The 13553-nt window shown below is 69.8% G+C and carries 15 protein-coding genes and 1 pseudogene; 9 read left to right on the plus strand and 7 right to left on the minus strand.

Features of this window, described 5'->3' with window-relative positions:
* The first annotated feature begins 6 nt into the window (after nucleotides 1-6).
* The 5 genes and pseudogenes from AruCF_RS21720 (at nucleotide 7) to AruCF_RS21735 (ending at nucleotide 3416) form a co-directional block, all read left to right on the plus strand.
* Nucleotides 7-927, plus strand: a complete 921-nt coding sequence (locus AruCF_RS21720) for a branched-chain amino acid ABC transporter permease (protein ID WP_049076096.1) — start codon at nucleotides 7-9, stop codon at nucleotides 925-927.
* A gap of 19 nt (nucleotides 928-946) precedes the next feature.
* Nucleotides 947-1933, plus strand: coding sequence for a branched-chain amino acid ABC transporter permease (locus AruCF_RS21725; protein WP_049076098.1), 987 nt, complete (start codon nucleotides 947-949; stop codon nucleotides 1931-1933).
* A 62-nt stretch (nucleotides 1934-1995) separates the two neighbouring features.
* Nucleotides 1996-2394 (plus strand): annotated as a pseudogene (locus AruCF_RS30250) (ATP-binding cassette domain-containing protein); the annotation flags it as partial.
* A gap of 147 nt (nucleotides 2395-2541) precedes the next feature.
* On the plus strand, nucleotides 2542-2709 hold the full coding sequence (locus AruCF_RS30255; RefSeq protein WP_369817049.1) for an ABC transporter ATP-binding protein C-terminal domain-containing protein: 168 nt from the start codon (nucleotides 2542-2544) through the stop codon (nucleotides 2707-2709).
* Nucleotides 2706-3416: an ABC transporter ATP-binding protein gene (locus AruCF_RS21735; protein WP_049076101.1), complete on the plus strand. Its 711-nt coding sequence runs from the start codon at nucleotides 2706-2708 to the stop codon at nucleotides 3414-3416. Before AruCF_RS30255 ends, AruCF_RS21735 begins: the two co-directional genes overlap by 4 nt.
* Nucleotides 3417-3441: 25 nt before the next feature.
* Here the strand turns inward: AruCF_RS21735 and AruCF_RS21740 are convergent, their stop codons facing one another.
* Nucleotides 3442-5070 carry a mannitol dehydrogenase family protein gene (locus tag AruCF_RS21740; protein ID WP_049076103.1) on the minus strand — a complete coding sequence of 543 codons (1629 nt, stop codon included), beginning with the start codon at nucleotides 5068-5070 and terminating at the stop codon, nucleotides 3442-3444.
* Nucleotides 5071-5338: 268 nt separating this feature from the next.
* Here AruCF_RS21740 and AruCF_RS21745 point away from each other — a divergent pair, with 268 nt between their 5' ends.
* From AruCF_RS21745 to pyrF, 3 genes are read left to right on the plus strand one after another with little or no spacing between them, the layout of a single operon-like run.
* Nucleotides 5339-5737, plus strand: coding sequence for a diacylglycerol kinase (locus AruCF_RS21745; protein ID WP_006385962.1), 399 nt, complete (start codon nucleotides 5339-5341; stop codon nucleotides 5735-5737).
* A gap of 53 nt (nucleotides 5738-5790) precedes the next feature.
* Nucleotides 5791-7110: an NAD(P)/FAD-dependent oxidoreductase gene (locus AruCF_RS21750; RefSeq protein WP_049076105.1), complete on the plus strand. Its 1320-nt coding sequence runs from the start codon at nucleotides 5791-5793 to the stop codon at nucleotides 7108-7110.
* An 8-nt stretch (nucleotides 7111-7118) separates the two neighbouring features.
* Entirely contained in the window at nucleotides 7119-7937 is an 819-nt protein-coding gene (gene pyrF / locus AruCF_RS21755) for an orotidine-5'-phosphate decarboxylase (RefSeq protein ID WP_049076107.1), read from the plus strand.
* Nucleotides 7938-8006: 69 nt separating this feature from the next.
* Here pyrF and AruCF_RS21760 read toward each other — a convergent pair whose 3' ends face one another.
* The 6 genes from AruCF_RS21760 to ribBA form a co-directional block, all read right to left on the minus strand.
* Nucleotides 8007-8573, minus strand: a complete 567-nt coding sequence (locus AruCF_RS21760) for a CinA family protein (RefSeq protein WP_049076108.1) — start codon at nucleotides 8571-8573, stop codon at nucleotides 8007-8009.
* On the minus strand, nucleotides 8570-9076 hold the full coding sequence (locus tag AruCF_RS21765; RefSeq protein ID WP_049076110.1) for a phosphatidylglycerophosphatase A family protein: 507 nt from the start codon (nucleotides 9074-9076) through the stop codon (nucleotides 8570-8572). Before AruCF_RS21765 ends, AruCF_RS21760 begins: the two co-directional genes overlap by 4 nt.
* A 145-nt stretch (nucleotides 9077-9221) precedes the next feature.
* The gene (gene thiL, locus AruCF_RS21770) at nucleotides 9222-10187 is read right to left on the minus strand and encodes a thiamine-phosphate kinase (RefSeq protein WP_049076111.1); all 966 of its coding nucleotides are present in this window, start codon (nucleotides 10185-10187) and stop codon (nucleotides 9222-9224) included.
* Between the two features lie 235 nt (nucleotides 10188-10422).
* Nucleotides 10423-10914 carry a transcription antitermination factor NusB gene (gene nusB / locus AruCF_RS21775; protein ID WP_049076116.1) on the minus strand — a complete coding sequence of 164 codons (492 nt, stop codon included), beginning with the start codon at nucleotides 10912-10914 and terminating at the stop codon, nucleotides 10423-10425.
* Entirely contained in the window at nucleotides 10883-11413 is a 531-nt protein-coding gene (gene ribH, locus AruCF_RS21780) for a 6,7-dimethyl-8-ribityllumazine synthase (protein ID WP_006391339.1), read from the minus strand. The genes nusB and ribH overlap by 32 nt, the downstream gene beginning before the upstream one ends.
* A 10-nt stretch (nucleotides 11414-11423) precedes the next feature.
* Nucleotides 11424-12599: a bifunctional 3,4-dihydroxy-2-butanone-4-phosphate synthase/GTP cyclohydrolase II gene (ribBA, locus tag AruCF_RS21785; RefSeq protein WP_049076118.1), complete on the minus strand. Its 1176-nt coding sequence runs from the start codon at nucleotides 12597-12599 to the stop codon at nucleotides 11424-11426.
* Nucleotides 12600-12746: 147 nt separating this feature from the next.
* On the opposite strand from ribBA, the gene AruCF_RS21790 reads away from it, so the two are divergent.
* Nucleotides 12747-13553 (plus strand): HAD-IIB family hydrolase, encoded by an 807-nt coding sequence (locus AruCF_RS21790; RefSeq protein ID WP_049076120.1) that lies wholly within the window; start codon nucleotides 12747-12749, stop codon nucleotides 13551-13553.

Here is a 13553-nt window from a genome sequence, read left to right on the forward strand (position 1 = left end):
GGCGCCATGTCCGCGACATTGCTGCTGGTGCAGGCCCTGAACGGCCTGCAACTGGGTATCCTGCTTTTCCTGCTGGCCGCCGGCCTGACGCTGGTGTTCGGCATCATGAACTTCATCAACCTGGCGCACGGCTCGCTGTACATGATGGGCGCCTTCATCGCGGCCACCGTGTTCCGCCACAGCGGCTCGTTCCTGCTGGCCGCGGCCGCCGTGGTGGCGGGCATGGCGCTGCTGGGCCTGTTGCTGGACCGCATCGCGCTGGCGCGGCTGTATCCGCGCGAGCACCTGGACCAGGTGCTCGCCACCTTCGGTTTCATCCTGTTCTTCAACGAGCTGACCCGCATCATCTGGGGCCCGGCGCCGATCAGCATGGGCCTGCCGTCGTGGCTGTCGGGCACCATCGACCTGCTGGGAGTCACCTACCCGCTATACCGCTTTCTCATCATCGTGGCGGGGCTCGCGGTGGCGGCGGGCTGTTACGCGCTGATCCACCGCACGCGGCTGGGCATGCTGATCCGCGCCGGCTCCACCGACCGCATGATGGTGGGCGCGCTGGGCGTGAACATCGCGCGCCTGAACACACTGCTGTTCGTGCTGGGCGCGGTGCTGGCCGGCGTGGCCGGCCTGATGGCCGGGCCGATCCTGTCGGCGCAGACCGGCATGGGCGAACCGATCCTGATCCTGACGCTGGTGGTGATCGTCATCGGCGGCATCGGCTCGGTGCGCGGCGCCTTCCTGGCGGCGCTGATGGTGGGACTGGTCGACACGCTCGGCCGGGCGCTGCTGCCCGCCTTGCTGCGCGCCGCGCTGCCGCCGGCCGCCGCCAACGCGGCCGGCCCGGCGATCGCCTCGATGCTGATCTACATCGTCATGGCGCTGGTGCTGGCGCTGCGGCCGCAGGGCCTGTTTCCCGTGCGGCATGGATAGCGCCCAAGGAGGCCCCGACATGCTTCGACTCTCTCCCCGCGCGCTCGCCGCCGGCGCGCTGTTGCTGCTCCTGGCGCTGGTGCCGCTGTACGCGCAATGGCAGGGCGAACCGTTCCTGCTGGCGCTGTTCGGCCGCGTGCTGGTGTACGGCATCGCCGCGCTGGCGCTGAACCTGCTGCTGGGCTACGGCGGCATGGTCAGCTTCGGCCACGCGCTGTACCTGGGCCTGGGCGCCTACGCGGTCGGCGTGCTGAACCACTACGGCATCGAGAACGGCTGGCTGCACCTGCTTGCCGCGCTGGGCGCCTGCGCCGTGGTCGGCCTGGTCAGCGGCTACGTGGTGATGCGCACGTCCGGCATCGCCTTCATCATGATCACGCTGGCGTTCGCGCAGATGTTCTATTTCCTGGCCACGGGGCTGGAGGGCTTCGGCGGCGACGACGGCATGTCGCTGTTCGCCGGCAGCGACTTCGGCCTGTTCCGGCTCGATACGCCGCTGGCGCTGTACTACACCGCATTCGGCGTGCTGCTGCTGGCGCTGACCGCGCTGCGCCGGCTGGTGCACGCGCCGTTCGGCATGGTGCTGCGCGGCTGCCAGGCCAACGAGCGGCGCATGCGCGCGCTGGGCTTCGCGACGCTGCGCTATCGCCTGGCGGCCTACGTGCTGTCGGCCATGGTGTGCGGCGTGGCCGGGGTGCTGCTGGCCAACCTGACGCTGTATGTGTCGCCCTCGTACCTGGCCTGGACCACCTCCGGCGAGCTGATCGTGATGGTGGCGCTGGGCGGGTTGGGCACGGTGGTCGGCCCGGTTGCCGGGGCCCTGGCCTTCCTGTTGCTGGAAGAAGGCCTGAAGCTGCTGACCGACCATTGGATGCTGGTGATGGGCCTGCTGATCGTGGGCGTGGTGCTGGTGTCGCGCCGCGGCCTCTATGGCGGGCTGCCGGACGCGCCGCTGCGGCTGCGCGCCGCGCGTCCCCTGCCCCACCCCACCGGAGAACCGCGATGAGCGCGCTGCGCGTCGAACACCTGGTCAAGCGCTACGGCGGCCTGACCGTCACCGACGACCTGTCGCTGGACATCCGGCCGGGCGAACTGCATGCCGTGATCGGCCCCAACGGCGCCGGCAAGACCACGCTGATCGGCCAGTTGAGCGGCGAGCTGCGGCCCGACGGCGGCCGCGTGCTGCTCGATGGCGAGGACGTGACGCGCCTGCCGGTCGAACGGCGCGTGCGCCGCGGGCTGGCGCGTTCGTACCAGATCACCTCGGTGTTCAAGCCGTTCACCGCGCTGGAGAACGTGGCCATGGCGGTGCAGGCGCGGCGCGGCCACGGCTTCCGCTTCTGGCGGCCGCTGCTGGCCACGCCGGCGCTGCGCGAGCCGGCGCGGGAGGCGCTGGCGCTGGCCGGCCTGGACGCGCGCGCCGACACCCCCGCCGCCGCGCTGGCGCATGGCGAGCTGCGGCAACTGGAGCTGGCCATGGTGCTGGCCTGCCAGCCGACCCTGCTGCTGCTGGACGAACCCATGGCCGGCATGAGCCAGCACGAATCCGAGGCCATGACACGGCTGCTGCAACAGCTGCGCGGGCAATACACCATCCTGCTGGTGGAGCACGACATGCAGGCGGTGTTCGCGCTCTCCGACCGCATCACGGTGCTGGTGTATGGCCGCGCCCTGGCCTGCGGCGATGCCGACCAGATCCGCAACGATCCGCAGGTGCGCGAGTGCTATCTGGGCAGCGAACGCGGCCACGCCGGCCGCCGCGCGCAGGGAGCGCCGGCATGAGCGCGCTGCTGTCGCTGCGCGGCGTGACCGCGCACTACGGCGCCAGCCAGGCGCTGTTCGGCATCGATCTGGATATCGGCCCGGGCGAGTTCGTGACGCTGCTGGGCCGCAACGGCATGGGCAAGTCGACCACGGTCAAGGCCATCATGGGCCTGAACCGCGCCAGCCGCGGCGCCATCACATTCGACGGCGGCGACATCGCCGCCCTGCCGGCCTATAAGGTGGCGCAGTGCGGCATCGGCCTGGTGCCCGAGGGCCGGCACGTGTTCCCGAACCTGTCGGTGCGCGAGAACCTGGTGGCCACCGCGCACAACCGCCAGGGGTTGGCGCAGCCCTGGACCCTGGAACGCGTCTACGCGCTGTTCCCGCGCCTGGCCGAACGCGCGCGCCACCTGGGCAGCCATCTGTCGGGCGGCGAGCAGCAGATGCTGGCCATCGGCCGCGCGCTGCTGACCAATCCACGCCTGCTGATCCTGGACGAAGCCACGGAAGGGCTGGCGCCGGTGGTGCGCGAAGAGATCTGGCAGGCGCTGGAAAGCCTCAAGCGCACCGGACTGGCAGTGCTGTGCATCGACAAGAACCTGGAGCCCCTGCTGGCCACCGCCGACCGCCACGCCATCATCGAAAAGGGCCGGGTAGCCTGGAGCGGCACCTCGCAGGCCTTCATCGACGACGAAGCGCGCCTGCTGCACTACCTGGGCGTATAGGGGCAGCGTCGTGGCCGGCGCGGGCTCACATACCCAGGCCGGCCGCTTCCCGTGCAGGCGGCGCGGCCGCGGCGGCCGTCGCTTCAGCCGCCTCCGCCACGCCCTCGCTGTCGGCCGGAACAATAAGCTCGGGGTCACGCGCCACGGCTTGCAGCGCATGCAGGACGCCATGTTCGCGCAGGGTCTCCAACTGCGCCGCCAGCGCCGCGACGAACACCGGTTTCTCGCCCAGGTCGCCGAACACGGGGCGATAGCCGGCCAGCACCAGGGCGCGGCGATGGGCCGCCTGCTTGGGCGCCGCCGCCCGCGCCGCCACATCGGCACGCGCCAACAGTCTGGCCAGGGGCGCGGCCAGCGGATCCTCGATCGGATAGCGCGCGCCGTTTTCGTCTTCGCCCCGCAGATAGTGCAGCCAAGCCGCCACCGCCAGCGCCAGGCGACGAATATCGTCGCCGCCGCGCAGGCGGTCGCGGATGGTGGCCAGCAGGCGCGGGGGCAGCTTGTACGAACTGTCCATCGCCACCTGCCGCGTCGGATGCGACAGCGCCGCGTTGTCGACGCGCGCCAGGAAGCGCTGGCGGTAGCCTTCCAGGCCGGCATCCGGAATGCCCTTGAGCGTGGGCGCGATCTCGTGGCGCATCAGGTCGTCCACGAAGCCGCGCAACGCCGGCACCGCGGCCGCCTCATGCATGGTGGCCGCGCCCAGCAACGTCCCCAGGCAGGCCAGCGCCGAATGCGGGCCGTTGACCATGCGCAGCTTCAGCCGCTCATAGGGCGTGGCATTGGCCACGAAGGTCACGCCCGCGGCTTCCCAGGCGGGGCGTCCGGCCGCGAACTTGTCTTCGATCACCCAGTTCAGGTAGGGCTCGGCCACCACCGGCCAGGCGTCTTCCACCCCCAGGCGCTGCGTGATGCGCGCGCGGTCTTCGTCGCGGGTGGCCGGCACGGTGCGGTCGACCATGGAATTGGGAAAGGTGCAGTGCGCATCGATCCAGCCGGTCAGCGCCACGTCCAGCCGCAGCGCAAAGGCCAGCACCAGGCTGCGCAGCGTGTCGCCATTGGCCTGCAGGTTGTCGCAGGACAGCAGTGTCAAGGGCGGCAGGCCGCGCTCGCGGCGCAGCGCCAGGCCATGCACCAGCATGCCGATGGCGCTGCGCGGGCGCACCGGGTTCTCCAGATCATGCAGGATGTCCGGGTCGTCCCAGCGCAGGTGGCCAGTGGCCGGTTCGTGGCAGTAGCCCTTCTCGGTGATGGTCAGGCTGATGATGCGCGTCTGCGGATAGGCGATGCGCTCGAGCACCGCTTGCGGATCCTCCTGGGCCACCATCACGCGCAGCACCGACCCGACCACGCGCAGCGATTCCCGCGCGCCGCCTGCCTCGTCGCCGTCGCGCAGCGACAGGGTGTACAGGCCATCCTGGGGCGTCAGCGCATCGCGCGTGGCCGGACTGCGCAGCGACACCCCCAGGATGCCCCAGGTCAGATCCTGGCTGGCGGCCATGGCCAGGTCGGTGGCCAACGCCTGGTGCGCGCGATGGAAGGCGCCCAGTCCCAGATGCACGATACCCGGCGTCAATCGGCCGCGGTCATAGGCGGGTTTCTCCACGTCTGCGGGCAGGCGCGACAAGGACTCCGTATTCAAGCGTTCGAGCATGGATTGCTGTGTCTCAGGGCGCCGTGATGCATCCGCCCCGAGACGGGCGCAGAGGCGCGTTGGTAGGGAATTGCACACGGCGGGCGTGGGCGAAAGCCAACGCCGCGAAGCCGCGCGCCGCCAGGGTATCGCATGGCCGCGGCGAAGGCAAAAAGTAACGTAGTATTACCGGCAGAACCTGGCGCATGCTTGACCTGCCTCATGTCGCATCACGCCGGCAATCCATATCTGTTAAAAAGCCGCCACACCCGGCCTTATTACGCTTCCCATGTCGACCAATCCGCACCACTCGCCCTACAAAAGCACCGGCGGCCTGCGCCGCATCCTGAACGCGCTGCGCTATTCGCTGCAGGGCCTGCAGGCCGCCATCAAGTACGAGGCCGCCTTCCGCCAGGAACTGGCGCTGGCCGTGCTGCTGATCCCGGCCGCGTTCTTCCTGGGGCGCACCACGGTCGAGGTGTTTTTCCTGATCGGCACCGTGGTGCTGGTGCTGGCGGTGGAACTGCTGAATTCGGCGGTCGAGGCGCTGGCCGACGCGCTGTCGGTCGACACTCATCCGCTGCTGGGCCGGGCCAAGGACCTGGGCAGCGCCGCCGTCATGCTGCTGCTGCTGTTCACCGTGGCGGTCTGGGTGGGCGTGGCGGTCAGTCGCTTCGTGATGCACTGAATCCCGGCGCGAGGCTTGCCCGTCCAGGGGCCCGCGCCTCTATACTGGGAGCCATGATGCCCAATTCGACGCCAGCCACCTCGGAACGTATCGTCATCGTCGGCGGGGGTGCCGGCGGCCTTGAACTGGCCGCCAAGCTCGGCCGCATCCACGGCCGCCAGCACGTCACCCTGGTCGACAGCCGGCCGTTCCACATCTGGAAGCCGTCGCTGCATGAAGCGGCGGCGGGCACGTTGGACATCCACCAGGAAGGCCTGTCCTACCTGATGCTGGCCCACCTGAACGGGTTTTCCTTCGCGCAGGGCCAACTGGTCGGCGTCGACCGCGAGCGCCGCCAAGTCACCGTGGACGCCGTGGCCGACAGCCAGGGCCAGGAAGTGCTGCCGCGCCGCGAACTGGCCTACGACACGCTGGCGCTGGCGCTGGGCAGCACCTCCAACTTCTTCAATACCCCGGGCGCGGCCGAGCACGCCGTCACGCTCGACACCACCGAGAACGCCGAGCAGTTCCGCCTGACCATGCTCAAGGCCATGGCGCTGGTCGACCAGGCCAAGGTGCGCGACCCGTCGGCGCGGCTGGACCTGGTGATCGTCGGCGGCGGCGCCACCGGCGTCGAGCTGGCGGTGGAACTGGTCGAGGCCAGCCACGTGGTCAGCGCCTACGGCCTGCCGAATTTCCGCGCCGAGCGCGATCTGGCGATCACGCTGGTCGAGGGCGCGCCGCGCATCCTGTCGGCGCTGCCCGAGAAGATCTCCACCGCCGCCACCGCGCGGCTCACCGAGCTCGGCATCCGCGTCGAAACCGCCTGCCGGGTCTCGGAAGTCACGGCCGATTCGGTCAAGACCGCCGATGGCCGCGAATTCCCCGCGCGGCTGTGCATGTGGGCCGCCGGCATCAAGGGCCCGGCCCTGCTGGCCGAGCTGGACCTGCCGCTGAACAAGCTGGGCCAGGTCGAGGTCAACGAACGGCTCGAAACCGCCGATCCGCACATCCTGGCGCTGGGCGACTGCTGCGCCGCGCCCTGGCGCGACGGCCGCACCGTGCCGGCGCGCGCCCAGGCCGCGCACCAGCAGGCCGACTACCTGTGCAAGAAACTCACCGCGCGCCTGCGCCGCGCGGCCGAGCCCACCGCCCCCTATGTCTACGAAGACCACGGCTCGCTGGTCTCGCTGGGCCAGGACGCCGGCGTGGGCAGCCTGATGGGCAAGCTGGCCGGACGCGGACTGTTCGTAAGCGGTACACTGGCGCGCCTGATGTACATGAGCCTGCACCTGATGCACCACAAAGCGGTGCTGGGCATCTCACGCACCGCCTCCCTGGCCCTGGCCCGCCTGCTCATGCGGCGCACGCGCCCCCGGGTCAAACTGCACTGAACTCCCCCATGAATTTCCTCCAAAGACTCGAACACGCCTGGACCACCAGCAACTCACTCCTGCAAGTCGGGCTCGACCCCGACCCGCAGCGCTTTCCGCGCGAACTGCAGGGCAAGCCGGATGCGATCTTCCAGTTCTGCCGCGACATCGTCGACGCCACCGCGCCCTACGCCTGCAGCTTCAAGCCGCAGATCGCCTACTTCGCCGCGCACCGCGCCGAAGACCAGCTCGAAGCGCTGTGCCAGCACATCCGCGACAAGCATCCCGACCTGCCCATCGTGCTGGACGCCAAGCGCGGCGACATCGGCTCCACCGCCGAAAACTACGCCCGCGAAGCCTACGAGCGCTACCAGGCGCACGCGCTGACGGTCAGCCCTTACATGGGCCTGGACTCGGTCGAGCCCTACCTGGCTTGGCGCGACCGCGGCGTGATCGTGCTGTGCCGCACCTCCAACCCCGGCGGGTCGGACCTGCAGTTCCTCAAAATGGATAACGGCGAGCCCCTGTACCTGCACGTGGCGGGGCTGGTGGCCGACAAATGGAATGCCAACGGCCAGTGCGGCCTGGTGGTGGGCGCGACCTTCCCGAACGAGCTGGCCGCGGTGCGCCAGCGCATCGGCGACGCGGTGCCGCTGCTGGTGCCGGGCATCGGCGCCCAGGGCGGCGACATCACCGCCACCGTCAATGCCGGCGCCAACGCCGCGCGCAGCGGCATGATGATCAACTCGTCGCGCGCCATCATCTACGCCAGCGGCGGCGATGACTGGCGCCAGGCCGCCGGCGAGGCCGCGCGCGGCCTGCGCGACGCGATCAACGCGGTGCGCTGAGCGCCGCTCGCGGGGGCCAGGCGGCTCCCGCGGTATCCCTGGACCGCGCCATTGCGCGCGCGGTCTTCCTCAACGCCGGTTGACCGGCGCCCCCAGCAATTCCAGCACCCCGCGCAGCGCGAATTCGACCGCCTGCTGGCGCACCTGCGCGCGGTCGCCGCTGAAGACATGGGTGACGGCGCGGCTGCTGATGCCGTCGCCGACCCGCTGCGCGAAGCCGAAGCACACCATGCCCACCGGCTTGCCCGGCGTGGCGCCGCCCGGACCGGCGATGCCGGTGGTGGACACCGCCACTTGCGCCGCCGGCGATGCCAGCAGCACGCCGTTGGCCATTTCCAGCGCCACCGGCTCGCTGACCGCGCCGAAGTGATGCAAGGCGTCCGGCGACACATCCAGTTCGCTGACCTTGGCGTCGTTGCTGTAGGTGACGAAGCCACGGTCGAACCACTCGCTGGATCCGGCCACCGCCGTCACGGCGCCCGCCAACAGCCCGCCGGTGCAGGATTCGGCGGTGCCCAGCACCAACCCCAGGCGCCGCAGCGTGTCGCCCAGCCTCTCGGCCAGCCCGTATACGGTGGCCTGCGCCAGTTGTTCAGCCGACAGATTGGACTGCGGGTTTTCGTGTTGCTGGTTCATCCCAAGACTCCTGTGCGCACGGCCAGCGCCATGATCAGCAAGGCGTATCCGGCCGCGACGATATCGTCCCACATTACCCCGAAACCGCCCTTCAGGCGGGCATCGAAGAACTTGATGGGCGGCGGCTTGACGATGTCGAACGTGCGGAACAGCACGAACGCCAGCGCCTGCGACAACCAGCCGGCCGGCGTCAGCCACAGCACCAGCCAGAACGCCACCATCTCGTCCCACACCATTCCGACATGATCGGGCTGCTGGAGTTCGCGGCCGACGCGGTCGCAGGCCCAGCAGCCGTACAGGAAGGCCAGCGCCAGGAAGATGCCGATGGCCAGGTCCGACGCGGCCGGCGCGGCGGCGACCCAGATGAGCCAGGCCAGCAGCGTGCCCCAGGTGCCCGAGGCGGGGCGGATCAGGCCGCTGCCGAAACCGAAGGCGATCAGGCGGCCCGGATCGCGGCACACCCAGGACAGCGCGGGATAGACCGCGCGCGAGCGTTCGCGCATGGACGGGGAATGAGGGGAAGAGGACGACATGGATAAGGGCCCGGGAGTGGCGGGGATAAGGCCGATGGGAAGGATGGCGTTCAGGAAACAACCGTGGCAGCGATTGTGACAGGGTTTGCCTGCGTCCGGCGCAAGGCCGGCGCTCTCAGACCGAGGGAAAGTGATCGAAGCCGGCGGGCAATCGTGGCAACGGCTGCCCGGCGGCGTCCCGCAGCACCAATCCCGGCTCGGCCACGATATTGCCCACTTGCGTCACGCGGACGCCGGCCGCCTGCGCGGCCGCCCGCACGGCGTCGCGGCGGGCGGGCGGCGCGGTGAAGCAGAGTTGGTACACGTCGCCGCCGCCCAGCACCGCTTGGCGCACGACGTCAGCGGGCATGCCGGCCAGCGCGGCGGCCACGGGCATGCGGTCTTCATGCAGCAACGCCCCCACCCGGCTGGCCGCCAGGATGTGGCCGAGGTCCTGCAACAAGCCGTCGGAAATATCGATGGCGGCATGCGCGATGCCGCGCAACGCCAGGCCCAGCGCCACTTGCGGCTCGGGCCACTCCAGCGCGCCGCGGGTCGCGGCCAGCCGCGCCGCGTCGGCCGGATACTGCCCGTCGAGCAGGCGGTAGGCCACGTCGGCCGCGCCCAGTTCGCCGGACACCCAGATATCGTCATCCGCCCGCGCGCCGTCGCGGCGCAGCGCGGCGTCCGCCGGCACGGCGCCGAACACGGTCACGCTGATGGCCAGGTCATGGACGCTGCGGGTGGTGTCGCCGCCGATCAACGGGCAGCCATGGACCTGCGCCAGCGCATGGAATCCCTCGGCAAACGCCGCCAGCCACGCCTCATCGAGCCGCGGCAGCGCCAGCCCCAGCACGCAACCAATGGGCCGCGCGCCCATGGCGGCCAGGTCCGACAGGTTCACGGCCAGGGCCTTGTGCCCCAGCGCCTTCGGATCGACATCGGGAAAGAAATGCCGGCCTTCCAGCAGCAGATCCGTGCTGGTGGCCACCTGTTCGCCGGGCGGCACCGGAAACAACGCGCAGTCATCCCCCACGCCCAACAGCCCCGCCGGCGCGGCGCGCGTGAAATAGCGCGCGATCAGATCGAATTCGGACGCCACGACAACTCCGCAGTCCGGCACAGGGCCGGTATTGACTCCCCGGCAGGAGCGACGCTCCAAGGGAAGGATCGCTCCAAAGAGAGGCCCGCACCAAAGGAACGGAAAGGTAGCTCCGAAAGAAAGGAGACCGATCCAAAAAAATTGGCCTCCCCAGACCCGGGCCGCGCGGATCCGGCTCCGCCGGTCCGCAGCGGCGCCCCCCTGGGGGGGAAGCGCGCAGCGCTTCGGGGGGTATCTACTTCTTCATTTCATGCGAGCGTACGTCCGCCGCCAGCTTGTCGAGCACGCCGTTGACGAACTTGAAGCCGTCGGTGCCGCCGAACGACTTGGCCAGTTCCACGGCTTCGTTGATGGCGACCTTGTACGGCACTTCGACGTGATGGATCAGTTCGAAGCTGCCGATCAGCAGGATGCCATGCTCGACCGGCGACAGCTCGGCCAGCGGACGGTCGACGTAGGGCGTGAAACGCTCGCGCAGCGCGGGCGCTTCGCGCAGGACGCCATGCAGCAAGGTCTTGAACCACTGCGCGTCGGCCTCGGAGAAGTCCTCGGTGTCGCGCAGATGGGCGTCGATCTCGCCGGCGTCCTGCGTGCCTTCGCCGCCGCGCAGCAGCCACGCGTACACGCCCTGCAGCGCGAATTCGCGCGCACGGCGGCGCGCGCTGCGGGCGTTGGCGCGGGCTTGCGCCGCGCTATCAGCGCTGGTCGTCGTCTTCTTCGTCGTCAAAATCTTCGTCCTCGTCTTCGTCGTCTTCGTCTTCTTCCTCGGGCTCCAGGGCCGCCACCAGGTTGGCCATTTCGACGGCCACCTGGGCGCAGTCGCGGCCCTTGCCGGCGGCGCGGGCTTGCGCCTGCTCGTCGGTGTCCACGGTCAGCACGCCGTTGGCGACCGGGATGCCGGTCTCGAGGGAGATGCGGGTGATAGCAGTGGCCATTTCATTGCTGACCACTTCAAAGTGATAGGTCTCGCCGCGGATGACCGCGCCCAGCGCGATCAGGGCGTCGAACTCGAACGTCTCGGCCATGTGCGACAGGGCCACGCCCAGTTCCAGGGCGCCGGGCACGGTGGCGACCATCACGTCGCGCTCGTCCACGCCGAGTTCGGCCAGTTCCTTCAGGCACGCTTCGAGTTCGGCCTGGCCGATCTCTTCGTTGAAGCGGGCGCGTACGATGCCGATGTGCAGCCCTTCGCCGTTCAGGTCGGGGGTGAGGATGTAAGGGTTCATGTGTCGGCCTTCAGTGTGTTGCGGGAGTGTTCGGAGGGTCGCAATCGTAACCCGTAATGGTGAGCGAGAAGCCCGCCATGCTGGGCATCTTGCGCGGCCGGGCCAGCAGCTTCATCTGGCCCACGTTCAGGTCGCGCAGGATCTGGGCGCCGATGCCATAGGTGCGCAGGCCGAAACGGTCGGCGTTGGCGGGGTTGGCATTGGCCTTGGGGTCGCTCCAGCCGGCGATCTGCGCGAACAGGTGTTCGGTGGACGACTGGCAGTTCATCAGCACCAGCACGCCGGCCGGCGCCTGCGAAATGGCCTGCAGGGCCTGCGCCACGCCCCAGCTGTGCGGGCTGGCGCCGGTATCCAGCACGTCCAGCACCGAGGCCGGCTCGTGCACGCGCACCAGGGTCTCGACGTCTGGCGCCACGGTACCATGCACCAGCGCCAGGTGGGCCGAGCCGGTGGCGGCGTCTTCATAGGCCACGGCCTCGAAGGTGCCCCAGGCGGTCTGCATGCTGCGCTTGCCGACGCGCTTGACGATGGATTCGTGCTCGCTGCGGTATTGGATCAGGTCGGCGATGGTGCCGATCTTCAGGCCATGCTCGCGGGCGAACTGCACCAGGTCGGGCAGGCGCGCCATGGTGCCGTCCGGCTTGAGGATTTCGCAGATCACCGCGGCCGGGGTCAGGCCGGCCATGGCGGTCAGGTCACAGCCGGCCTCGGTGTGGCCGGCGCGCACCAGCACGCCGCCGGGCACGGCGCGCACCGGGAAGATGTGGCCGGGCTGGACCAGGTCGGACGGCTTGGCGTCGCGCGCCACCGCCACCTGGATGGTGCGGGCGCGGTCGGCGGCCGAAATGCCGGTCTCGACGCCTTCGGCGGCCTCGATCGACTGGGTGAAATTGGTGCCGTATCGCGTGCCGTTGCGGGCCGCCATCAGCGGCAGATCCAGCTGGCGGCAGCGTTCTTCGGTCAGGGTCAGGCACACCAGGCCGCGGCCGTGGGTCACCATGAAGTTAATGGCCTCTGGCGTGACGAACTCGGCGGCCATGACGAGGTCGCCTTCATTTTCGCGGTCTTCTTCGTCAACCAGGATGACGATGCGGCCGGCGCGCAGCTCGGCGATGATCTCGGCGACCGAGGCAATATCGAAGGATTCCGGCTCGGAGCCGGGCAACGGGGACAACTGGACGGACATGGCGGGCACGCAAACCAGGCGGGAAAGCCCGGATTTTACCGCCCCCGGCGCCATATCCCCTACCGGGCGGGCGGCGCCCCGCCCAAACAGGGCCATCCGGTTAAACTTTCGGCCGGAGAACACCCTATAAAACCAAGGAAAAACGCCATGCAAGCCCTTGCGGCCATGCCTTTGACCGTCGCGGCGGGGATCCGCGTCGTGCTCACCGACATCGACGACACCCTGACCACCGAAGGCCGGCTGCCCGCCGACGCCTACGCCGCCCTGGAACGCCTGGAACAGGCCGGCATCCAGGTGGTGCCGATCACCGGCCGCCCGGCCGGCTGGTGCGACCACATCGCCCGCATGTGGCCGGTGCGCGCGGTGGTCGGCGAGAACGGGGCGTTCTACTACGCCTACGACCGCCAGGCGCGCCGCATGGTCACGCACTACTGGACCGACGCGGCCTCGCGCCAGGCCAGCCGCAAAAAGCTCGACGCGATCCGCGACCGGGTGCTGGCCGAGGTGCCCGGCGCCGCCGTGGCCAGCGACCAGGACTACCGCGTGGCCGACCTGGCCATCGACTTCTGCGAGGACGTGCCGCCCCTGCCCGAGGCCGATATCGGCCGCATCGTGCGCATCTTCGAAGACGCCGGCGCCCAGGCCAAGGTCAGCTCGATCCACGTCAACGGCTGGTTCGGCGACTACGACAAGCTGACCATGACGCGCACCCTGTTCCAGCGCGAATTCGGCATCGACGTGGCCAGCGCGCTCGACAGCACCCTGTTCATCGGCGACTCGCCCAACGACGAACCGATGTTCGCCTACTTCCCCGTCTCGGTCGGCGTGGCCAACATCCAGTCGCAACTGCACCGCCTGACGCACCGCCCCGCCTACGTGGCCGCGTTCCACGGCGGCGCCGGCTTCACCGAGATGGCCGACCGCCTGCTGGCCGCCCGCGCCGTCACCGCCTGA

It is taken from the genome of Achromobacter ruhlandii, assembly GCF_002082135.1.
GTDB classification, from domain to species: domain Bacteria; phylum Pseudomonadota; class Gammaproteobacteria; order Burkholderiales; family Burkholderiaceae_B; genus Achromobacter; species Achromobacter ruhlandii.

What these genes read in the sequence shown, in the direction of transcription:
- AruCF_RS21720 (WP_049076096.1), top strand. Translation starts at nt 7, where the DNA reads ATGTCCGCGACATTGCTGCTGGTGCAGGCCCTGAACGGCCTGCAACTG.
- AruCF_RS21725 (WP_049076098.1), top strand. Translation starts at nt 947, where the DNA reads ATGCTTCGACTCTCTCCCCGCGCGCTCGCCGCCGGCGCGCTGTTGCTG.
- AruCF_RS30255 (WP_369817049.1), top strand. Translation starts at nt 2,542, where the DNA reads ATGCAGGCGGTGTTCGCGCTCTCCGACCGCATCACGGTGCTGGTGTAT.
- AruCF_RS21735 (WP_049076101.1), top strand. Translation starts at nt 2,706, where the DNA reads ATGAGCGCGCTGCTGTCGCTGCGCGGCGTGACCGCGCACTACGGCGCC.
- AruCF_RS21740 (WP_049076103.1), bottom strand. Translation starts at nt 5,070, where the DNA reads ATGCTCGAACGCTTGAATACGGAGTCCTTGTCGCGCCTGCCCGCAGAC.
- AruCF_RS21745 (WP_006385962.1), top strand. Translation starts at nt 5,339, where the DNA reads ATGTCGACCAATCCGCACCACTCGCCCTACAAAAGCACCGGCGGCCTG.
- AruCF_RS21750 (WP_049076105.1), top strand. Translation starts at nt 5,791, where the DNA reads ATGATGCCCAATTCGACGCCAGCCACCTCGGAACGTATCGTCATCGTC.
- pyrF (WP_049076107.1), top strand. Translation starts at nt 7,119, where the DNA reads ATGAATTTCCTCCAAAGACTCGAACACGCCTGGACCACCAGCAACTCA.
- AruCF_RS21760 (WP_049076108.1), bottom strand. Translation starts at nt 8,573, where the DNA reads ATGAACCAGCAACACGAAAACCCGCAGTCCAATCTGTCGGCTGAACAA.
- AruCF_RS21765 (WP_049076110.1), bottom strand. Translation starts at nt 9,076, where the DNA reads ATGCGCGAACGCTCGCGCGCGGTCTATCCCGCGCTGTCCTGGGTGTGC.
- ribH (WP_006391339.1), bottom strand. Translation starts at nt 11,413, where the DNA reads ATGAACCCTTACATCCTCACCCCCGACCTGAACGGCGAAGGGCTGCAC.
- ribBA (WP_049076118.1), bottom strand. Translation starts at nt 12,599, where the DNA reads ATGTCCGTCCAGTTGTCCCCGTTGCCCGGCTCCGAGCCGGAATCCTTC.
- AruCF_RS21790 (WP_049076120.1), top strand. Translation starts at nt 12,747, where the DNA reads ATGCAAGCCCTTGCGGCCATGCCTTTGACCGTCGCGGCGGGGATCCGC.